This window comes from Pseudooceanicola pacificus, from assembly GCF_009789075.1.
Classification (GTDB): domain Bacteria; phylum Pseudomonadota; class Alphaproteobacteria; order Rhodobacterales; family Rhodobacteraceae; genus Pseudooceanicola; species Pseudooceanicola pacificus.
Map to the genome: position 1 here is coordinate 369036 of NZ_WNXQ01000003.1, position 18780 is coordinate 387815.

Consider the following 18780-nt stretch of genomic DNA (forward strand, 5'->3'; position numbering starts at 1 on the left):
ACCGCGCGGATCGTGGCGGGCAGGGCGGGCCTCAGCCCGCGTCGTGGGTCAGCTCGGGCACGTCCTTGGCCCCGGCGGAGCCCCGGCCCGAGAGCGAGGGGTTTTCCATGAAGAACCGATGGCAGTTGAACGGCGTGCCCTCGGCGGGCGGCGCGGCGCGCAGGAAGCGGCCGTCGGGCTGCATCACCCAGCTCTGCGCCGTGTCGGCCAGGTTCGCGGCAATGATCTGCCGCACGATCTGCGCCTTCACCGTGGGGTTCACCGTCTCGATCATGGTTTCCACACGGCGGTTGAGGTTCCGGCTCATCCAGTCGGCGGAGGAGATGAAGACCCGCGCCTTGTCATGCGGCAGACCGTGGCCGTTGCCGAAACAGACGATGCGCGAATGTTCCAGGAACCGCCCGACGATGGATTTCACCCGGATGTTTTCCGACAGCCCCGCGATCCCCGGCCTCAGCCCGCAGATGCCCCGGATGATCAGGTCGATCCGCACCCCGGCCTGGCTGGCGGCATAAAGCGCGTCGATCACCTGCGGTTCGATCAGCGAATTCATCTTGGCCCAGATCCGCGCCGGGCGGCCCGCGCGGGCATGATCCGCCTCGGCCCCGATCATCTCGATCAGGCGGGCCTTCATCCAGTGGGGCGAGATCGTCAGGTTCTCCAGCCCCTCGGGCAGGGCATAGCCCGAGAGGTAGTTGAACACCTTGGTCGCGTCGCGCCCCAGTTCCGGCGCGCAGGTAAAGAACGACAGGTCGGTGTAGATGCGCGCGGTGATCGGGTGGTAATTGCCGGTGCCGTAATGGGTATAGGTCACCAGGTTGTCGCCCTCGCGGCGGACCACGGTGCTGATCTTGGCATGGGTCTTCCAGTCGACGAAGCCATAGACCACATGCGCGCCCGACCGTTCCAGCCGGCGCGACTGGCGGATGTTGGCGGCCTCGTCGAACCGGGCCTTCAGCTCGACCAGCGCGGTGACCGATTTGCCGTCCTCGGCCGCCTCGCAGAGCGCCTCGACGATGGGAGAGTTCTTGGACGTGCGGTAGAGCGTCTGCTTGATCGCCACCACGTCCGGGTCATTGGCGGCCTGCTGCAGGAAGCGGACCACCATGTCAAAGGTCTCGTAAGGGTGGTGCAGCAGCATGTCCTTCTGCCGGATCGCGGCGAACATGTCGCCGTCGTGATCCTGCACCCGCTCGGGCACGCGCGGGGTGAAGGCGGGCCACAGCAGGTCGGTGCGGCTGTCCAGCACCAGCTCCTTCAGATCGGCCACGCCGATCATGCCGTCGACCTCGATCACCTCGTCCTCGCCCACATGCAGCTCGCGCATGATGACGGATTTCAGCGCCTCGGGCGCGCCGGCGGAGATCTTCATCCGCACCACCTCGCCCCGGCGGCGGCGCTTGAGGGCGGTCTCGAACTCGCGCACCAGGTCCTCGGCCTCTTCCTCGACCTCCAGGTCGCTGTCGCGCAGCACGCGGAAGGTGCAGCTGCCAAGCGCGCGGTAGCCGGGGAACAGCCGGTCGACATGCACCAGCAGCAGTTCTTCCAGCGGCAGGACCCGCTGGGTGCCGTCCGAAGAGGGCACCGGCACGAAGCGGGCGATCTGATGCGGGATCGGCAGCAGCGCCTGCAGCGTGCGCCGGTCGCGCTTGCGCTCCAGCATCAGGGCCAGAGAGAAGCCGAGGTTGGGGATGAAGGGAAAGGGATGCGCCGGGTCGATGGCCAGCGGCGAAAGCACGGGAAAGACCTTGTGCAGGAACACGTCGCTCAGGTGATCCAGCTCGGCCTCGCCCAGATCGGCCCGGCCCAGGATCGAGATGCCGGCGGCCTGCATTTCCTCGCGCAGTCCGCGGAACACGGTCTGCTGACGTTCCATCAGGCGGCGGGCGTCCTCGTTGATCAGCACCAGCTGCTGCGCCGGTGTCAGCCCGTCGACAGCGGGGGTGGTGTTGCCCGCCTTGGCCAGCTCGCGCAGGCCGGCCACGCGGACGGTATAGAATTCGTCGAGGTTGGTGGCGCTGATCGACAGGAATCGCAGGCGTTCCAGCAGAGGCACGCGCAGGTTCTCGGCCTCTTCCAGCACCCGCCAGTTGAAGCCGAGCCACGACAGTTCACGGTTGAAGAACCGCGCCGGCCCCGTCAGGTCCAACTCGGGCATGGCCACCGGCGCAGGCAGGGGCGCGTGCAGGAAATCCGCATCTCTCATGCGGTCCTTCTGCCCCCGGCGCGTATCGGTTTCGTGACGATCCTTCATGGGCTCAACATAGGCACCGCGCGATCAAGGTTCCAGCGAATCCAGAACCCGCGCGGCCAGCGGACGTGTGACCGCGCGCCCCTCAGCCAGGGACTGGGCATCCAGCGCGTCGACGGCGGCCCGGGCCGAGGCAAAGGACCGGTCGATCCGGCGCACCAGATAGGGGATCACATCCGGCCCCGGCACGATCTGGCGGTCGGCGAAGAGTTTCGCCAGCACAGCAACCAGCAGGGCGTCGTCCGGCGGCTCCAGCGTGGCGGCCTGGGCACCGGCGGCGCGGCTGAGCAGGTCGGGCAGGGTCAGCGGCCAGCGGGCCGGGGGGCGGTCGGCGGTCATCAGCAGGGAATGCCCCTCGGCCAGCACCAGGTTGTGCAGGTGGAACAGCGCCTGTTCCGCCGCCGCGTCGCCGCCGATGTCGGGCACGTCCTCGACCGCGACCGGGGCGGTGACCAGCGCGGGGATATCCTCGTGCCGCAGCGCGCTGGCAGCGATCACCCGCGCCCCGGCGCGTTCGGCCCAGACATGGGCCAGATGCGTCTTGCCCGAGGCGGGCGGCCCGATCAGCAGCAGCTTGGAGCCGGGCCAGCCGGGCCAGGCGTCGATCATCGCCAGCGCCAGCGCATTGGCCGGGGCGACGAAGAAATCCTCGCGCTCCAGGGCCTTGCGCACGGGGAGGTCGAAGCTCAGCTGGCGGGCCATGTCAGGAGGCGTCCCGCTCCGTCGCTTCGCCCGCCTGACGGGCGGCGGGATCGACCGGCATGTCCGAGGCGGGGATCGGCGCGGCGCTGTCCTCGCCCGAGACGCCGCGGTAGAGCAGGCTGCTTTTGTATTTCTGCAGCACGAAGCGGGCCAGAACCCCGATCGCCGCGGCCACCGGCACCGCGACCAGCATCCCGACAAAGCCGAAGAGCGAGCCAAAGACCGACAGGGCAAAGATCAGCCAGACCGGGTGCAGCCCGACCGAGGACCCGACCAGCTTGGGCGTCAGCACGTTGCCCTCGATCACCTGGCCCAGCACGAAGATGCCGGCGACCAGCCCGATCGACACCCAGTCCCCCCAGAACTGGAACAGCGCCAGCCCGATCGCCAGCGCCCCGCCGAACACCGCGCCCACATAGGGGATAAATGTCACCAGCCCCGCGATGGCGCCCACCACCAGCCCGAATTGCAGCCCCACGATCATCAGCGCAACGGCGTAATAGGCGCCCAGCAACAGGCAGACCGTGCCCATGCCCCGGATGAAGCTGGCCAGCGTCCGGTCGATTTCCCCGGCGAGGTAGCGGATGGTCGGCGCATGGTCGCGCGGCAGCAGGTCGTCGATCCGGGCGACCATGTTGTCCCAGTCGTAGAGCAGGTAGAAGGCGACGACCGGCACGATGACAAACAGCATCACGATGTTGATCAGCGTCGCCGCCGAGGACAGCGCCGTGTTCAGCAACTCGCCGCCCTTGGACTGGATGGTCTCGCCCAGGGCGGTCAGCGACTGGCGCACCGTCGATCCCTCGTCCAGCAGTTCGGGGAAGCGCTCGGTCAGGAATGCCTGCAGGTCCTGGAACAGCTTGGGCGCGGTGTCGAACAGCGCCACCGCCTGGTTGATCAGGGTCGGCACCACCAGCAGCGCCAGCACGGCAAAGATCAGCACCGCCGACAGGGTGATGATCGCCGTCGCCGTCGCCCGGCTGGCCCCTGCGCGTTCGATCCGGTCGGCCACGGGGTCGAGGAAATAGGCCACCGCACCGCCCAGGACGAAGGGCAGGATCACGTCGCCCATCCACCACAGGGCGACAAAGAAGATCACCGTGGCGATCCCCCAGTATTTCAGTTGCTCCCGTACCGGCAGGGCCATGCGCGCATCCTTCTGTCCCCCTCCTTGATGGTGGGCTTCGTCCGCCGATTCAAGAGGCAAGGCCGGGGGGCTGGGCGACTTTCAGCGCGGCGCCGGCCCGTCGAGCCGGTCCCCGGCGGATGCCCCTGCCAGCCGGGGGGGCCGCCTGCCCGCACGGCGGCCCGTGTCCGCGCCCGCCGCGCGGGGGCCGGGACAGGCGATTTCCATGTTGTACCGGCGCATCCGCTCTTCTAAACCCGGCTGCACGATGGAGTGATGCCAGAAAGGGCCCGCGATGCGTCTATCCCGCTACTTCCTGCCGGTGCTCAAGGAGACCCCCGCCGAGGCCCAGATCGTCAGCCACCGGCTGATGCTGCGCACCGGGATGATCAAGCAGGCCAGCGCCGGGATCTATTCGTGGCTGCCGATGGGCTACAAGGTCCTGAAACGGGTCGAGCAGATCGTGCACGAGGAACAGCAGCGCGCCGGGCATATCCCGCTGCTGATGCCCACGCTGCAATCCACCGAGCTGTGGGAGGAATCCGGCCGCATCAACGCCTATGGCCCGGAACTCCTGCGTCTGCGGGACCGGCACGACCGGCCGATGCTCTACGGCCCGACCAACGAGGAGATGATCACCGACATCTTCCGCTCCTACGTGCGCTCCTACAAGGACCTGCCGCTGACGCTCTATCACATCCAGTGGAAGTTCCGTGACGAGGTTCGCCCCCGCTTCGGCGTGATGCGCGGGCGCGAGTTCCTGATGAAGGACGGCTATACCTTCGACCTCACGAAAGAGGACGCGCTGCACGCCTATAACCGCCACCTCGTCAGCTACCTGCGCAGCTACGAGCGCATGGGCCTGCAGGCGATCCCGATGCGCGCCGACAGCGGGCCCATCGGGGGCGACGACACCCATGAATTCCTGGTGCTGGCCGAAACCGGCGAGAGCGAAGTCTTTTACGACAGCGAGATCACCGACCTGAAATTCGGCGACCGCGACATCGACTATGACAGCCACGACCAGTGCCGCGCCGTGCTCGAGGAGTTCACCTCGCGCTACGCCCGCACCGACGAGACCCATGACGCGGCGCTGTTCGACGAGGTTCCCGAACATCGCCGCCGCGTCGCCCGCGGGATCGAGGTCGGCCAGATCTTCTACTTCGGCACCAAGTATTCCGAACCGATGGGCGCCACGGTCCAGACGGCGGATGGCGGCAAGGTGCCGGTGCACATGGGCTCGCACGGCATCGGCGTCAGCCGCCTGCTGGGCGCGATCATCGAGGCCAACCATGACGACAAGGGCATCATCTGGCCCGAGGGCGTCACGCCCTTCCACGTCGGCATCGTGAACCTGCGCCAGGGCGATGCGGACTGCGACGCCGCCTGCGATGCGCTGCACGACAGCTTCACCGCCCTCGGCCTCGACCCGCTCTATGACGACACGACAGAGCGGGCAGGGGCCAAATTCGCGACGATGGACCTGATCGGCCTGCCGTGGCGCATCACCGTCGGCCCGCGCGGGCTCAAGAACGGCGTGGTCGAACTGACCTCGCGCCGCACCGGCGAAAGCGAGGAGATGCCGCCCGAACAGGCCGTCGCCCGCATCGCCGAAATCTACCAGGGCCTCTGACCGCAGGCGAGGGGGGCAGGGCACCGACCCGGCCCCTTCCTCTTGCCGAAAATATGCCCGCCGGAGGCACCGCGAAGGCCCGCAGGGCCTTCGCAAAACATCGTGTGCGCCGCAGGCGCTCCGGTTTGCACTGCGTCGGTCCGCACTCAGTTGCACGGGTTTTACGCCTTGTGGCGATGTCCCCTCAGGCTGTCCCCGTCTCCTGCGGGCAGGACACACCCCCGGCAGGGGCAATCCGCCGCCACGGGCACAGGCCGGCGGCGCCTGGCCTTCCGGCTCAGTCGGCGGGCGCCACGGGCGTTTCGCTGGCGCCTTCCAGCGCCGGGCGGGTACCGGCATCGTCCTCGTCACTCACCGGCGTGCCGTTGTCCCATTCGCCCGAGATCCGCTCGCCCGAGGCATAGCGCATGGTGCCGTTGCCCTGGCGCCGCCCGTCGAGGAAATCACCCTCGTAGACATCGCCGTTGGAATAGGTCGCCACGCCCTGGCCCGAGATCTCTCCGGCCTTCCACTCGCCCTCGTAGAGGAAACCGTCGGGCATGCGGATCGTGCCGGTGCCGTCGCGCTGGCCGTTCCTGAACGTGCCCTCGTAGACCGTGCCGTCGGGATAGGTGGCCTTGCCCTCGCCCTCGCGCTGGCCGGCCACCCAGTTGCCTTCGTAGCGGTAGCCGTCGGGATAGGTCATCACGCCGAAGCCGTCGTTCTTGGCATCCTTGAAACTGCCCTCGTAGGTCAGCCCGTTGGGATAGGTGGCGACGCCTTCGCCCTCGATCACGCCGGCCTTCCAGGCGCCCTCGTAGGTGGCGCCGTCGGGATAGGTGATCTTGCCGGTGCCGTCGGCCAGGTCGGCGCGGAACTGGCCCTCGTAGACCGAGCCGTCGGGATAGGTGACCTTGCCCTCGCCCTCGATCCGCCCGGCGACCCAGGTGCCGGTGTAGGTATAGCCGTCCACGCCCGTAAAGGTGCCCAGCCCGTGGCGCTGGTCGTCGTGGAATTCGCCCTCGTAGATATCGCCATTGGCATAGGTGACCTTGCCCTGGCCCTCGCGGCGGCCGGACACCAGCTCGCCCTCGTAGACATCGCCATTGGGCTGGGTCAGCTTGCCCTCGCCGTTGATCTGGCCGTCCTTCCAGGTGCCGGTATAGGTCAGCCCGTCGGGCATGGTCAGCGTGCCCTGGCCCTCGCGCGCGCCGCGCACGATGTCGCCCTCGTAGACCGCGCCGTCGGGATAGGTGATCGTGCCGCGCCCTTCCTTGACGCCGTTCACCCAGTCGCCTTCGTAGACATAGCCGCCCGGGCTTTCCATCCGGCCGCGGCCGTGGTGCATCGCGTTGCGGAACCCGCCCTCGTAGCGCACGCCGTTGGCATAGGTGGCCACGCCCCGGCCCATGATCTTGCCCTCGGACCACTCGCCTTCGTAGGTGCCGCCGTCGGAAAAGACGATCTTGCCGAACCCGTCCGGCTTGCCCTTGGCGAATTCGCCCTCGTAGACCGATCCGTTGGGAAAGCGCGCGACGCCCTTGCCCTTGATCTCGCCCTCGACCCATTCGCCGGAATATTCATAGCCGTTCGGCAGGCGGTAGCTGCCGGTGCCATGCTGCAATCCGTTGAGGAACGTGCCCTCGTATACGCCGCCGTCCTCGTATTGCTTGGTCTGCACGTCGCCGGACTGCGCCAGCGCCACGTCCATCCCGAACACAAGCACCAGGCCGCACAGGAGGGCCGCCTTCAGCGTCGATTGCCTGTCCTTCATCGCTGCTCCCCCGGGGCACCTGAGTCACGGCCCGGCCCGGATCTTTGCATCCCGGCGGGCAGGTGCCGAAAACCTAAATGACGGGAACGGCCCTTACAACGTCTTTCGGGCAAACCGGCTTTCCCTTCCGCGTCATGGCCGCTAATCAGGCGGGGACAGGCAGAAGGGCAGATCGCATGGCCGACAGGTTCCGCATCACGCTGGCGCAGCTGAACCCGACAGTGGGTGACATTCCCGGCAACGTCGCCAAGGCCCGCGCGGCCTGGGAGGCCGGGCGCGACGCCGGGGCCGACCTCGTCGCCTGCACCGAGATGTTCGTGACCGGCTACAACACCCAGGATCTGGTGGAAAAGCCCGCCTTTCACCAGCATGCCATCGCCGCGATCGAGGATCTGGCCGCCGCCTGTGCCGATGGTCCCGCGCTGGCCGTGGGCGGGCCGTGGATCGAGGGCGCGCAGCTTTACAACGCCTATCACATCTGCCGGGGCGGCAAGGTCGTCAGCCGGGTGCTGAAACACAACCTGCCGAACGAAACGGTGTTCGACGAGGTGCGCATATTCGACAGCGGCCCCCTGGGCGGGCCCTATTCCGTGGGCAATACCCGTGTCGGATCGCCGATCTGCGAGGACGCCTGGCACCCCGAGGTGCCCGAGACCCTGGCTGAAACGGGGGCGGAATTCCTGCTGGTGCCCAATGGCTCGCCCTATTACCGGGACAAGATGGACACCCGGTTCAACCATATGGTTGCCCGCGTGGTCGAAACCGGGCTGCCGCTGATCTATCTGAACATGGTCGGCGGGCAGGACGATCAGGTGTTCGACGGTGGCTCCTTCGGGCTGAACCCCGGCGGAGGGCTGGCGTTCCACATGCCGGTCTTTGACGAGCAGATCACCCATATCGACCTGGTCCGCGGCGCCGAGGGCTGGCGCATCGAACAGGGCGAGATGGCCCATATTCCCGACGAGTGGGAACAGGATTACCGCGCGATGGTCGAATCCCTGCGCGATTACTGCGGCAAATGCGGGTTCGGCAAGGTTCTGCTGGGCCTGTCGGGCGGGATCGACAGCGCCATCGTGGCAACCATCGCCAGCGATGCGCTTGGCCCGCAGAACGTGCGCTGCGTGATGCTGCCGTCGGAATACACCTCGGAGCATTCGCTGGAGGATGCCAAGGCGGTGGCCGAGGCCCTGGGCTGCCATTACGATTTCGTGCCGATCTCGGGCCCCCGCGCCGCGGTGACCGAGGCGCTGGCGCCGATGTTCGAGGGGCTCAAGCCCGACCTGACCGAGGAAAACATCCAGTCCCGCCTGCGCGGCCTGCTGCTGATGGCCCTGTCCAACAAGTTCGGCGAGATGCTGCTGACCACCGGCAACAAGTCCGAGGTCGCGGTCGGCTATGCCACGATCTACGGCGACATGGCGGGCGGCTACAACCCGATCAAGGATCTCTACAAGACCCGCGTCTTTGAACAGTGCCGCTGGCGCAATGCCAATCACCGGCCCTGGATGATGGGCCCCGAAGGCGCCGTGATTCCCGAACGGGTCATCACCAAGCCCCCTTCGGCCGAGCTGCGCGAGGATCAGAAGGACAGCGATTCGCTGCCCGATTACCCTGTGCTGGACGCGATCCTGACCATCTTGATCGACCTGGACGGTTCGGTGTCGGACTGTGTCGCGGCGGGCTACGCCCACGAGGATGCCAAACGGGTCGAACGGCTGATCTACCTCAGCGAATACAAGCGGTTCCAGTCCGCGCCCGGCACGCGGCTGACCAAGCGCGCCTTCTGGCTGGACCGGCGCTATCCCATCGTGAACGGCTGGCGCGACAGGTAGGGGCCTTGCGGGCCCAGGATCACCGGGTCCTGACCCCGGACCTGCCGGTTGCGCTGCCGTAACTGGCATCGCCCCCGGGCCTCAATCCTCCAGCGCGTCCTCGCGCTTGGCCTCGATCAGTTCCAGCTCCTGCGCCTTGCGGGTCTGGAACCGCGCGCCGAAACTCTCGTTCTTTTCGGCGCCGATCACTTTCCTGGCGCGGGCGAAAACCTCGTTTTCCTCTTCTTCCATGTGATGTTCGTAATCGTGCTTGAGCGTGCGGAAGCGCTGGATCCAGCCGGGCGAGGACATGTCCATCCCGCGCAGCTCTTCCATGATCTCGTCCATCTCGGCGTGCTCATGCACCGAATGGCGCGCCGCATCCTGGCCCCAGGTCTGCTGCATCAGCTTGGAATAAAAGGTTTCTTCCTCGGCGGCCGAATGGCTTTTGACGTCCTGGTAGAAGGCCCGCCAGGCTGTCTTGCGCTCGGCGCTGTCGCCGCTGGTGTCGTCGATGCGCTCCAGCAGCTCGCGGTGGCGGTCATGGTCCGCGCGAATCGCGTCGTAGATCGATGTCATGGGACTGTCCTTTCCGATGGTCTCGGGAGTCGAACCATCGGGAAGGGCGGCGGGTTCCCCGGCGCGGGGCGCACCGGGGCAGGCCGGCAGGGTCAGGTCGTGGCAAGCCCTGCGACGGCCAGGACAAATACGGCAATGCCCGTCAGGAAAATCACCCAGTCGATGCCCGGGATGGGAAATCCCCGGGCCCGGCCCGTGGATTGCGCGCTGTCGCTCATGCGGTCTGCTCCGTTTCTGCCTCGTTACCTCACGGGTGCGGTTGTGCCGGGGCATTGCGGCACCAATTGGGAAAACCTGCGCTGCACCTCGGGCAAGGGGCCGGATGGGCAGAATCCTGCCAGCCGGATGGGCCTTTCGCCCGGCGGCCAAGGTGCTAGTCTCCGCCAGCGCACAAGCCGAAAGGAGGCAGCGATGTCCCAGGACCGCCCGGTCGGAGCCATTGTCGAGAACTGGACCCCGCCGCCCGCACCCGGTGCGCTGCGGCTGGACGGGCGCTATGGCGAACTCGTCCCGCTCAGCGCCGCCGATCACGCCGCCCCGCTGTGGGAGGCGTTCCAGGGCCATGACTGGCTGTGGGATTACATGTTCGCGGGCCCATTCGACTCGTTTGAAGGCTTTCGCGACTGGATCGCCAGCTGCGAAGCGGGCAGCGATCCGCTGTTCCTGGCCATCCGCGACAAGGAAACCGGGCAATGGGGCGGCATGGCCTCTTACCTGCGCATCGCCCCGGAGGCGGGGTCCATCGAGGTCGGCAACATCAACTTCGCCCCCTGCCTGCAGCGCACCCGCGCCGCGACCGAGGCCATGGCCCTGATGATGGGCTGGGCCTTCGAGGCGGGGTATCGGCGCTACGAATGGAAGTGCAACGCGCTGAACGCCCCGTCGCGCCGGGCCGCGCAGCGCTATGGGTTTTCCTACGAGGGGATCTTTCGCCAGGCTCTGGTGGTGAAGGGGCGCAACCGCGATACCGCCTGGCTGGCCGTGATCGACAGCGAATGGCCCGAGCTGAAGGCGGGATTCGAGGCCTGGCTGGACCCGTCGAATTTCGACGGCGAGGGCCGGCAGAAACGCAGCCTGTCCGACTGGACCGCGCCGGTGCTCAAGATGATCGACCCGTCGCTCTGAGCTGCCGGGGCGCCGCGCCTGCGGGGCGAGTTCCCGGACAGCGCCCCCCTCTGATCATGCCGAAGGGGCGGCAGCCCGCCCCGCCAGGGCCCGTGCGCCGGGGTCAGAGGGGCGAGCCGGCCGCCCAGTCCCAGTAAAGGTCGCGCACCCGGCGGGTCACCGGCCCGACCTGGTATTGCACATCGTCAAAGGCGGTGACGGGCGTGACCTTCATCAAGTTGCCCGACAGGAAGACCTCGTCGGCGGCTTCGAAATCGGCGAAGGACAGCACGCTTTCATGCACCTTCACCCCGTCGGCGCGCAGGTTGGCCATGTGGCGCGCGCGGGTGATCCCGGCCAGGAAGGTGCCGTTGGCGATCGGGGTGAAGACCTCGCCATCCTTGACCATGAAGACATTGGCGGTGGCGGTTTCTGCCACATTGCCCATGGCATCGGCGACCAGGGCATTGCCGAACCCCTTCCGGCGCGCCTCGACCAGCATCCGGGCGTTGTTGGGATAGAGGCAGCCGGCCTTGGCATTTGTCACCGCGCAGTCCAGCGTCGGGCGGCGGAACCGGGTGCGGGTGAGGGTGGTCGCGGCCTCGGGCGGGGCCATCGGGATCTCTTCGAGCGAGACGCAGAAACCGGTCTCGCCGCCCTCCTTGGGGGCCACGCCCATGTCGCCGCCCTCCAGCGCCCAGTACATCGGGCGGATATAGACCGGGGCACCGGCGGGATAGCGTGACAGCCCGTCGCGGATGATGGCGATCATCTGCTCGGTCGCCACCGAGGGGGTGATCATCAACGCCTCGGCAGAGCGGTTGACGCGGGCGCAATGGGCGTCGAGGTCGGGCACCAGCCCGTTCACCATCCGCGCCCCGTCGAACACCGTGGTGCCCAGCCATGACCCGTGATCGGCGGCCTTCATCACCGGCACGTCGCCCTCGTGCCATGTGCCCTGGAAATATGTGCGCAGGTTGGTGCCGGTGGCCATGATCGCTCCCCTCGTCTCGTGTCGCGCAACCTTATGGCAGACGTGAACCGACTTGCCCAGCGGGGGGACAGGTAAAGTGCCCCCGGCCGCGGGGGGCCGGGGGCGTCACCAAAAAACAGGTCATGGAAAAGGGTCTTGGGGGGGAAATTCCGGAAAGGTCAGTGGATTGGGCCTGCACCGCCGCAGGTGAGGAAAAGTGCGAGGGCCAGGGCGCTCCTCGGGCGGGCGAGGCAAAAGGCGCCGTGGCCTGGCGCGCAATCGCCCGGCCCGGCAGTGCCGCGGGCCGGGTCCAGCGTCACGGCACCCGGGGCGGGGAGCTGGTATGCGATGGTTGGCAGTGGCCGGCGGGTCATCTCTTGGCTCTCGCAGAGGGACGGTGATTTGCGCCGGACCCTATGGAGCCTGTGAAACGCCCGTGTGACAGCCGCGCGACATTTTCCCGAAGGCGGCGCGCGGGGTCCCGGCGGGGTCCCGGGGCAGGCCCGGGACGCGGTTGGGGTCAGGCGGCGGGGGCCTCGGCCAGCAGGGCGTCGAGGTCGAGCGGCGTGTTGACCATCTTCAGCTCGCCCTTGGCATTGCGGGGCCAGTCGGCCTCGGCCCGGTCGCGGTAGAGCTCCACCCCGTTGCCGTCGGGGTCGCGCAGGTAGATCGCCTCGCTCACCCCGTGATCGGCGGCGCCGTCGATGGGGATGCCGGCCTGCACCACCCGGCGCAGGGCGTCGGCAAGCTGGGCGCGGTCGGGGTAGAGGAAGGCAGTATGGTAGAGCCCGGTGTGCCCGTGCGGGGCCGGGGAACCGCCCTTGCTCTCCCAGGTGTTGAGGCCGATGTGGTGGTGATAGCCGCCGGCCGACAGAAAGGCGGCCTGGGGGCCGTATCTCTGCTGCAGCTCGAAGCCGAGGACGCCCGAATAGAAGCCGATGGCGCGGTCGAGGTCGGCGACCTTCAGGTGGATATGGCCGATGCGGGTTTGCGGGTGGACTGGCTGTGTCATGATGCTGTTCCCTTGCTTTGCACCAATCTAGGCACGGCGTAGCGGCGGGCAAAGGATCATGGGCGCAGGCCATCTGTGCATGGCTGAGCGGATTGCCGGGCGCGGATCAGGGATCGGCGGGGCCCCGGCGCAAGGCCGGGGCGTGGCAGCGTGCGGTGCGGCGGTGTGCCTGGCGGATTGCCGGGCGCGGGCCAGGGATCGGCGGGGCCCCGGCGCAAGGCCGGGGCAGCATACGGTGCGGCGGTGTGCGGTGCGGCCCCCGCCATCCGGTGTCCCGGGCCTGCCCCGGGACCCCGCCGGTCAGCGTCCCGACGTTTCGGCCCGCCGGCCGCGCCCCGTCGCCCCTCGACCCGCCGTGCCCCTTTGGCCCCGACTCACCGCGGCCTCAGCTGCGGACCATCCCCACGATCTCGTAGGTCTTTTCCAGGATCGGCGCGGCGATGGCGCGGGCGTCGGCGGCGCCGCGGCCCAGGATCGCGTCGATTTCCTCGGGCGCCTGCATCAGGCGGGCCATTTCGGTGGAGATCGGCGCCAGCTTGGCCACCGCAAGCTCGGCCAGCATCGGCTTGAATTCCGAGAACTGCTTGCCGCCGACATCCGCCAGAACCTCGGCCATCGTCATGTCCGAAAGCGCCGCATAGATGCTGACCAGGTTGCGCGCCTCGGGCCGGTCCTTCAGCCCGTCGGTCTCGGAGGGCAGGGCATCGGCATCGGTGCGCGCCTTGCGGATCTTCTGCGAGATCGTGTCGGCATCGTCGGTCATGTTGATCCGGCTCATGTCCGAGGGATCGCTTTTCGACATCTTCCGGGACCCGTCGCGCAGGGACATGACGCGGGTCGCCGTGCCCTCGATCACCGGCTCGGTCATGGGGAAGAAATCGACCTTGTAATCATGGTTGAACTTGGCCGCGATATCGCGCGTCAGCTCGACATGCTGTTTCTGGTCCTCGCCCACGGGCACATGGGTGGCGTGGTAGATCAGGATGTCGGCGGCCATCAGCGCCGGATAGGCAAAGAGGCCAAGCGAGGCGTTCTGCGAATTCTTGCCCGCCTTGTCCTTCCACTGGGTCATCCGCTGCATCCAGCCCATCCGGGCGACGCAGTTGAAGATCCAGGCCAGCTGCGCATGTTCGGGCACCTGGCTCTGGTTGAACAGGATCGACCTGGCCGGGTCGAGGCCCGCGGCGATGTAGCCCGCCGCCAGCTCGCGCGTCTGGCGGCGCAGCGCGGCCGGATCCTGCCAGACGGTGATCGCATGCAGGTCGACCATGCAATAGATCGTCTGGATGCCCTCGTTCTGCATGTCGACAAAGCGGCGGATGGCGCCCAGGTAGTTGCCCAGTGTCAGCCCGCCCGAGGGCTGGATCCCCGAAAACACCCGCGGGGTGAACGTCGTCGCCGTCTGGCTGGCCTGATCTTCTGACATGCGTCGCTCCGCTCACTGGAATTCCGGACGGACCTCGCTTACCCATGCGGCATGAGGGCGTCAAGCGACGCGCCCCCGCGGCCCGGCCGCGCGGCACAGGAAAGGCAGCAGCAATGGCACTACCCGACGGCGAACCCCCGCGCTTTGAAAGCGCGGTGAACCCGCTGCCCCCGGCGGTCTGGCTGCTGTTCCTGGCGATCATCGGGGTCGAGGCGGCCCTGACCCTTGGCGCCAACGGCATTGTCGGCGGCCCCGGTGCCGTGGGCTGGCGCCTGCAGGCGATCCGCGATTACGGCTTTTCGGCGCAGGTCTTCCAGTGGATGCTGGAGCAGCATTTCTGGCCGCGCGAGCATTTGCTGCGCTTCGTCACCTATCCCTTCATCCACCCGGTCTTTACCTCGACGCTGTTTTCCTGCGCGATGCTGCTGGCGCTCGGGAAATGGGTGGGCGAGATCATGGGCTCGCTTGCGGTGCTGGTGATCTTCTTTGCCGCCGCGATCCTGGGTGCCCTGCTCTACGGCCTGCTCGCGACCGAGGACTTTCCCCTGATTGGGGCCTTCCCGCCGGTCTACGGGCTGATCGGGGCCTTCACCTGGGCGCTCTGGGTGCGGCTCAGGGCCTATGGGCAGCAGCAGCTGCGGGCCTTTACCCTGATCGGCGTGCTGATGGGGCTGCAGCTGCTGTTCGGGCTGATCTTTGGCGCCACGCAGGGCTGGATCGCGGATATCGGCGGCTTCATCGCCGGTTTCGTGCTGGCGCCGGTGCTGGTGCCCGGCGGGTTCAGGGCCCTGGTCGCGCGGCTGCGGCGCGAAGGCTAGGGGCAGCCCTGCGGCTCCGTCTCGGCCGCGGGGCGGGGCGCCTCGGCCAGCTCGGTGCGCACCTCCGAGGCCATCTCCAGAGTGCGGTGCACCGGGCAGCGGTCGGCGATCTCGCGCAGGCGGGCCCGCTGGTCGGGGGACAGGGGCCCCTCCAGCCGGATCACCCGGCGGAAGACGTCGACCTTGGTGTCGGCGGTGGTCCCGGCATCCTGGGCATGGACCTTGTCGTGGCTCACGTCGACCTGCACATGCTCCAGCGGCCAGCCCTTGCGGCGGGCATACATGCGGATCGTCATCGAGGTGCAGGCCCCCAGCCCGGCGGCCAGAAAGCCATAGGGCGACATGCCCCGGTTGGTGCCGCCATAGGCCTCGGGCTCATCTGCCAGCAGGTGGTGAAAGGGGCCGTCGTTCACATCCTGCAGGAACCCGTCCGGGTCGGCCTCGGCCACGCGCACGATGCCTTCGGGTGCGCCGGGCGGCGGGGCGGGCGGGGTCAGCGGGATGTAGCGCCCGGCCCAGGCGGCGATGACCTCGGCCGCGTATTCCGCATCGGCGGCATTGCTGACCAGGTGATCCGCATCGTCCAGGGTGACAAAGCTCTTGGGATGTTTGGCCGCCTCGAAAATCCGCTGGGCATTGTCGATGCCGACCACCGCGTCGCGCGGCGCATGCAGGATCAGCAGGGCGCGGCGCAGCCCGGCAATCGCCTCGCCCAGCGAGGCGGCGCGGATGTCGTCGACAAAGGACCGCCGGATGACAAAGCTGCGCTCGCCAAGGGGCACGAGGGCCTCTCCCTCCGTCTCGATCCGGTCCAGCGCGTCGCCGAAATTATGCGTCACATGCGCGGGATCGAAGGGCGCGGCGATGCTGACCACGGCCCGCGCCGAGGGGATCGCCTGCGCCGCCCTGAGGATCGCCGCCCCGCCCAGCGAATGGCCGATCAGCAGGGTCGGGGCCATGCCCTCGTCGCGCAGCCAGTCGGCGGCACGTTCCAGATCGCCCACGTTGGAGGAAAACGTCGTATTGGCGAATTCCCCGCCGGAATGGCCCAGCCCGGTGAAATCGAACCGCAGGACCGCGATGCCCATGGCCGCCAGCCGTTGCGAGATCCGGCGCGCGGCGGCGATGTCCTTGGAACAGGTGAAGCAATGGGCAAACAGCGCGGTCGCCAGCTGCGGCCCCTCGGGCCGGTCCAGCCGGGCTGCCAGGGGGTGGCCGTCATGGCCGGGGAACTGGATCTTCGAGCTGGGCATCGGCTGGGCTCCTTTTTCCAAGATCAGTGGCCTTCGGGCGCGCATGGGGCAAGGGGGCAGGGTGCAACGTCACGGCAAGGTGACGGACTGCGATGTGCCCGCGGATCGGGCAGGGGGCCCGGCGCCGCGCCCCGGCGATGGACAGCGCCGCGCTTTGACGGCAATCCTGACGCATGACCGAGATCCTGCAGAACGCCATCCCTTATGCCGCCCATGACCACCGCCGCCTGCCGGGCATCCAGCCGCTGGACCCGGCGGAGTGGCTGCTGGTCGACGAGGCCTATGCCATCCAGATGGCCGAACGCGCCCGCCTGCTGGCCGAGCGGCGCGACGCCGTGCTGCGCCTGGCGCCCGAGGCCATGCCGGCGGCGCGCGAACTGCTGGCGGCGGTGCTGGATTTCCTGCGCGGCGCCAGCGGCTTTGCCGTGGGGGCGGGACAGGTGACGCGGCCCGATGGCCGGACGGTGGCGGTGGATCCGGAGGATCCGCTGGGCACCCTGGCCCTGCTGGTGCAGGAGGATTTCTGCCTGTTGCAAAAGCGGGGCGCGGAACATGTGCTGACCGGCGCGGTGCTGTGTTTCCCCTCGGCCTGGACGCTGGAGCAGAAGTTCATGATGCCGCTGATCCGCATCCACCGGCCCGTCGCGGTCTATGACGCGGATGTCGCCAAACGGGTGCAGCGCCTGTTCGACGGCATCCGCGCGGGCAAGCCGCTGTGGCGCTACAACTACCTGCCCTATGCCAACCCCGCGCTGTTCCAGCCCCGGCGCGAGGAGGACCCCCGCGATCCGGCCCGCGCGGGGCGGGAAAAGATGAAGTTCCTCAGAAGCGAAAGGCAGACGCTGTGGCGCCTGCCTGAAACGGATGCGGTTGTGTTCGGCATCCATACCTTTGTCACCCGCGCGCCCGAGGAGAGCACCGGGGAGTGAGCGATCAGAACGCCAGGGCGGCCAGGGTGCTGGCCATCGTCTGGTGCACGCCCAGCCCGATGGAGGCGGTGACCAGCGTCAGCGTGTGCATCGAGACGCGGAAGTTCTCGCCCCGCAGCAGGTTGTAGACCAGCAGGGCGGCGCCCACGGGCGGCGAGAAGACGGCAACCGAGGCATTGACGGTCCAGGTGGCCAGACGTGCCTCGATCGGGGTGCGCTTGCCGTTTTCGTCATCGAAGATCACCGGCTCGGTGCGGAAGACGGCGGCCAGGCTGCGCAGGTCGCTGGTGGCCTTGTCCTCGACATCGGGGGTTTCGGCTGCGGTATCCTCGTAGCGGACCCATGCGCCGGCGGCGATGGTGGTGGCATCGGTTTCGCCAGCCTTGACCGGCCCGGCGAAGGGCGACGCGACAAAGGGGGTGGTGCGGCGCGCAGGCGCCGTGGCCGGGCGGACGCGGCGCGGGGTGGCGACGGTGCCTTCGGCCTGCAGGGCGGCCAGGCGGTTGCATTCGGCCTTGCGCATGCGGATCGGCTGGAAGGCGTTGATGAAACGGTCGGCCCGCAGGATGGTGTCGCGGTTCAGCCACTGGACGAAGGGCGCGCCGGTCACCTCGACATAGTGGTGGATGATTTCGGCCAGCATCGCCTGGGCGGTGCCGCGGGGCATGTCGTCGCTGTCGGACAGGGCACGCACGGTCACATGCACCCAGGAGGTCGGCGCGGACACGGCCTGACGCGTCGCATCGTCCACCAGGGGATTGTCCCGGCTGCATTCGGTCAGCATCTTCAGCATGTCGGGATCGGCATCGGGCGCGTCGAAAATCTGCGCCTCGACCGCAAAGCTGCGGCCGATCATCACCACCCGGTCAAAGCTCACATCGGCTTCGGCCCGCACCGTCTCGCCAAAAGTATCGAGCGCCACCTGGATCGGGCCGGTGAGAAGTTCGATGGTCACGTCGGTCTCGTCGGTGAAGATGAGGCCTGCCTGAAAGTCCTGAGCTGCGGTGGTCATGTGCACGGTTCCGGTGTTCTGTCCCATGCTGCGACCGTGCCACCGAAATGCGGACAAACTGTGCTGCCCAAGCAATTTTCTCGCAGGCATTCGGGTCATTTCGGGGCAGCCCCGCGCAATTTCGCCGCAATTCGGACCCGTAGGTCACAATTCGGCCGGATCCCGCAAAAACAGCCCCGTTTTGCAGGAAAATTTCCCGTTTCAGGCGCTGTCCCGGGCCAGAGACTGTGGCGACGCGGCGCGAAATGACCCGGAGAATCTCCCCTCACCGTTGACGGCCGGGCGACCCTGGGCGGGGGCGGGCGGGATTGTTCACGCGCTGCCCAAATGAAAGGGGCGCCCCGAAAGGCGCCCCGATTGGTCTGTCGCGATGCTCCGGCGGGGCCGGAACGCCGGGA

General features: G+C 68.0%; 16 protein-coding genes. 5 read left to right on the forward strand and 11 right to left on the reverse strand.

Going from position 1 to position 18780, the window contains the following annotated elements; translation table 11 throughout:
- Positions 1-31 precede the first annotated feature (31 nt).
- The 3 genes from GLS40_RS07480 to GLS40_RS07490 form a co-directional block, all read right to left on the reverse strand.
- Complete coding sequence (locus GLS40_RS07480) at positions 32-2206, reverse strand: RNA degradosome polyphosphate kinase (protein WP_160382116.1); 2175 nt, start codon at positions 2204-2206, stop codon at positions 32-34.
- A gap of 72 nt (positions 2207-2278) precedes the next feature.
- Positions 2279-2953, reverse strand: coding sequence for a DnaA/Hda family protein (locus tag GLS40_RS07485; protein ID WP_160382117.1), 675 nt, complete (start codon positions 2951-2953; stop codon positions 2279-2281).
- Position 2954: 1 nt separating this feature from the next.
- The gene (locus GLS40_RS07490) at positions 2955-4100 is read right to left on the reverse strand and encodes an AI-2E family transporter (RefSeq protein WP_160382118.1); all 1146 of its coding nucleotides are present in this window, start codon (positions 4098-4100) and stop codon (positions 2955-2957) included.
- 274 nt (positions 4101-4374) lie between these two features.
- Between GLS40_RS07490 and proS the strand changes: the two genes are divergently transcribed.
- Positions 4375-5712 (forward strand): proline--tRNA ligase, encoded by a 1338-nt coding sequence (proS, locus tag GLS40_RS07495; protein WP_160382119.1) that lies wholly within the window; start codon positions 4375-4377, stop codon positions 5710-5712.
- Between the two features lie 277 nt (positions 5713-5989).
- On the opposite strand, the gene GLS40_RS07500 is transcribed toward proS, so the two are convergent.
- Complete coding sequence (locus GLS40_RS07500) at positions 5990-7465, reverse strand: MORN repeat-containing protein (protein WP_456238984.1); 1476 nt, start codon at positions 7463-7465, stop codon at positions 5990-5992.
- A gap of 176 nt (positions 7466-7641) precedes the next feature.
- On the opposite strand from GLS40_RS07500, the gene GLS40_RS07505 reads away from it, so the two are divergent.
- Positions 7642-9297, forward strand: coding sequence for an NAD+ synthase (locus tag GLS40_RS07505; RefSeq protein ID WP_160382120.1), 1656 nt, complete (start codon positions 7642-7644; stop codon positions 9295-9297).
- A gap of 81 nt (positions 9298-9378) precedes the next feature.
- Here GLS40_RS07505 and GLS40_RS07510 read toward each other — a convergent pair whose 3' ends face one another.
- Together GLS40_RS07510 and GLS40_RS18100 are read right to left on the reverse strand one after the other, a co-directional pair.
- The gene (locus tag GLS40_RS07510) at positions 9379-9855 is read right to left on the reverse strand and encodes a hemerythrin domain-containing protein (protein ID WP_160382121.1); all 477 of its coding nucleotides are present in this window, start codon (positions 9853-9855) and stop codon (positions 9379-9381) included.
- Between the two features lie 92 nt (positions 9856-9947).
- Complete coding sequence (locus tag GLS40_RS18100) at positions 9948-10073, reverse strand: hypothetical protein (RefSeq protein WP_268892936.1); 126 nt, start codon at positions 10071-10073, stop codon at positions 9948-9950.
- 193 nt (positions 10074-10266) lie between these two features.
- Here GLS40_RS18100 and GLS40_RS07515 point away from each other — a divergent pair, with 193 nt between their 5' ends.
- Complete coding sequence (locus GLS40_RS07515) at positions 10267-10980, forward strand: GNAT family N-acetyltransferase (protein ID WP_160382122.1); 714 nt, start codon at positions 10267-10269, stop codon at positions 10978-10980.
- Between the two features lie 103 nt (positions 10981-11083).
- Here GLS40_RS07515 and GLS40_RS07520 read toward each other — a convergent pair whose 3' ends face one another.
- The 3 genes from GLS40_RS07520 to trpS form a co-directional block, all read right to left on the reverse strand.
- The gene (locus GLS40_RS07520; RefSeq protein WP_160382123.1) at positions 11084-11953 is read right to left on the reverse strand and encodes a branched-chain amino acid aminotransferase; all 870 of its coding nucleotides are present in this window, start codon (positions 11951-11953) and stop codon (positions 11084-11086) included.
- A gap of 499 nt (positions 11954-12452) precedes the next feature.
- Positions 12453-12944, reverse strand: coding sequence for a VOC family protein (locus GLS40_RS07525; protein WP_160382124.1), 492 nt, complete (start codon positions 12942-12944; stop codon positions 12453-12455).
- 385 nt (positions 12945-13329) lie between these two features.
- On the reverse strand, positions 13330-14370 hold the full coding sequence (trpS, locus tag GLS40_RS07530; RefSeq protein WP_160382125.1) for a tryptophan--tRNA ligase: 1041 nt from the start codon (positions 14368-14370) through the stop codon (positions 13330-13332).
- A gap of 113 nt (positions 14371-14483) precedes the next feature.
- Between trpS and GLS40_RS07535 the strand changes: the two genes are divergently transcribed.
- A complete protein-coding gene (locus tag GLS40_RS07535) occupies positions 14484-15188 on the forward strand; it encodes a rhomboid family intramembrane serine protease (RefSeq protein WP_160382126.1) in 705 nt (234 codons plus the stop codon).
- Here GLS40_RS07535 and GLS40_RS07540 read toward each other — a convergent pair.
- Complete coding sequence (locus GLS40_RS07540) at positions 15185-16441, reverse strand: bifunctional alpha/beta hydrolase/OsmC family protein (RefSeq protein WP_160382127.1); 1257 nt, start codon at positions 16439-16441, stop codon at positions 15185-15187. The genes GLS40_RS07535 and GLS40_RS07540 overlap by 4 nt on opposite strands.
- Before the next feature lie 173 nt (positions 16442-16614).
- Between GLS40_RS07540 and GLS40_RS07545 the strand changes: the two genes are divergently transcribed.
- On the forward strand, positions 16615-17370 hold the full coding sequence (locus GLS40_RS07545) for a heme-dependent oxidative N-demethylase family protein (RefSeq protein WP_160382128.1): 756 nt from the start codon (positions 16615-16617) through the stop codon (positions 17368-17370).
- 4 nt (positions 17371-17374) lie between these two features.
- On the opposite strand, the gene GLS40_RS07550 is transcribed toward GLS40_RS07545, so the two are convergent.
- Positions 17375-18382, reverse strand: coding sequence for a hypothetical protein (locus GLS40_RS07550; protein ID WP_160382129.1), 1008 nt, complete (start codon positions 18380-18382; stop codon positions 17375-17377).
- Positions 18383-18780 lie beyond the last annotated feature (398 nt).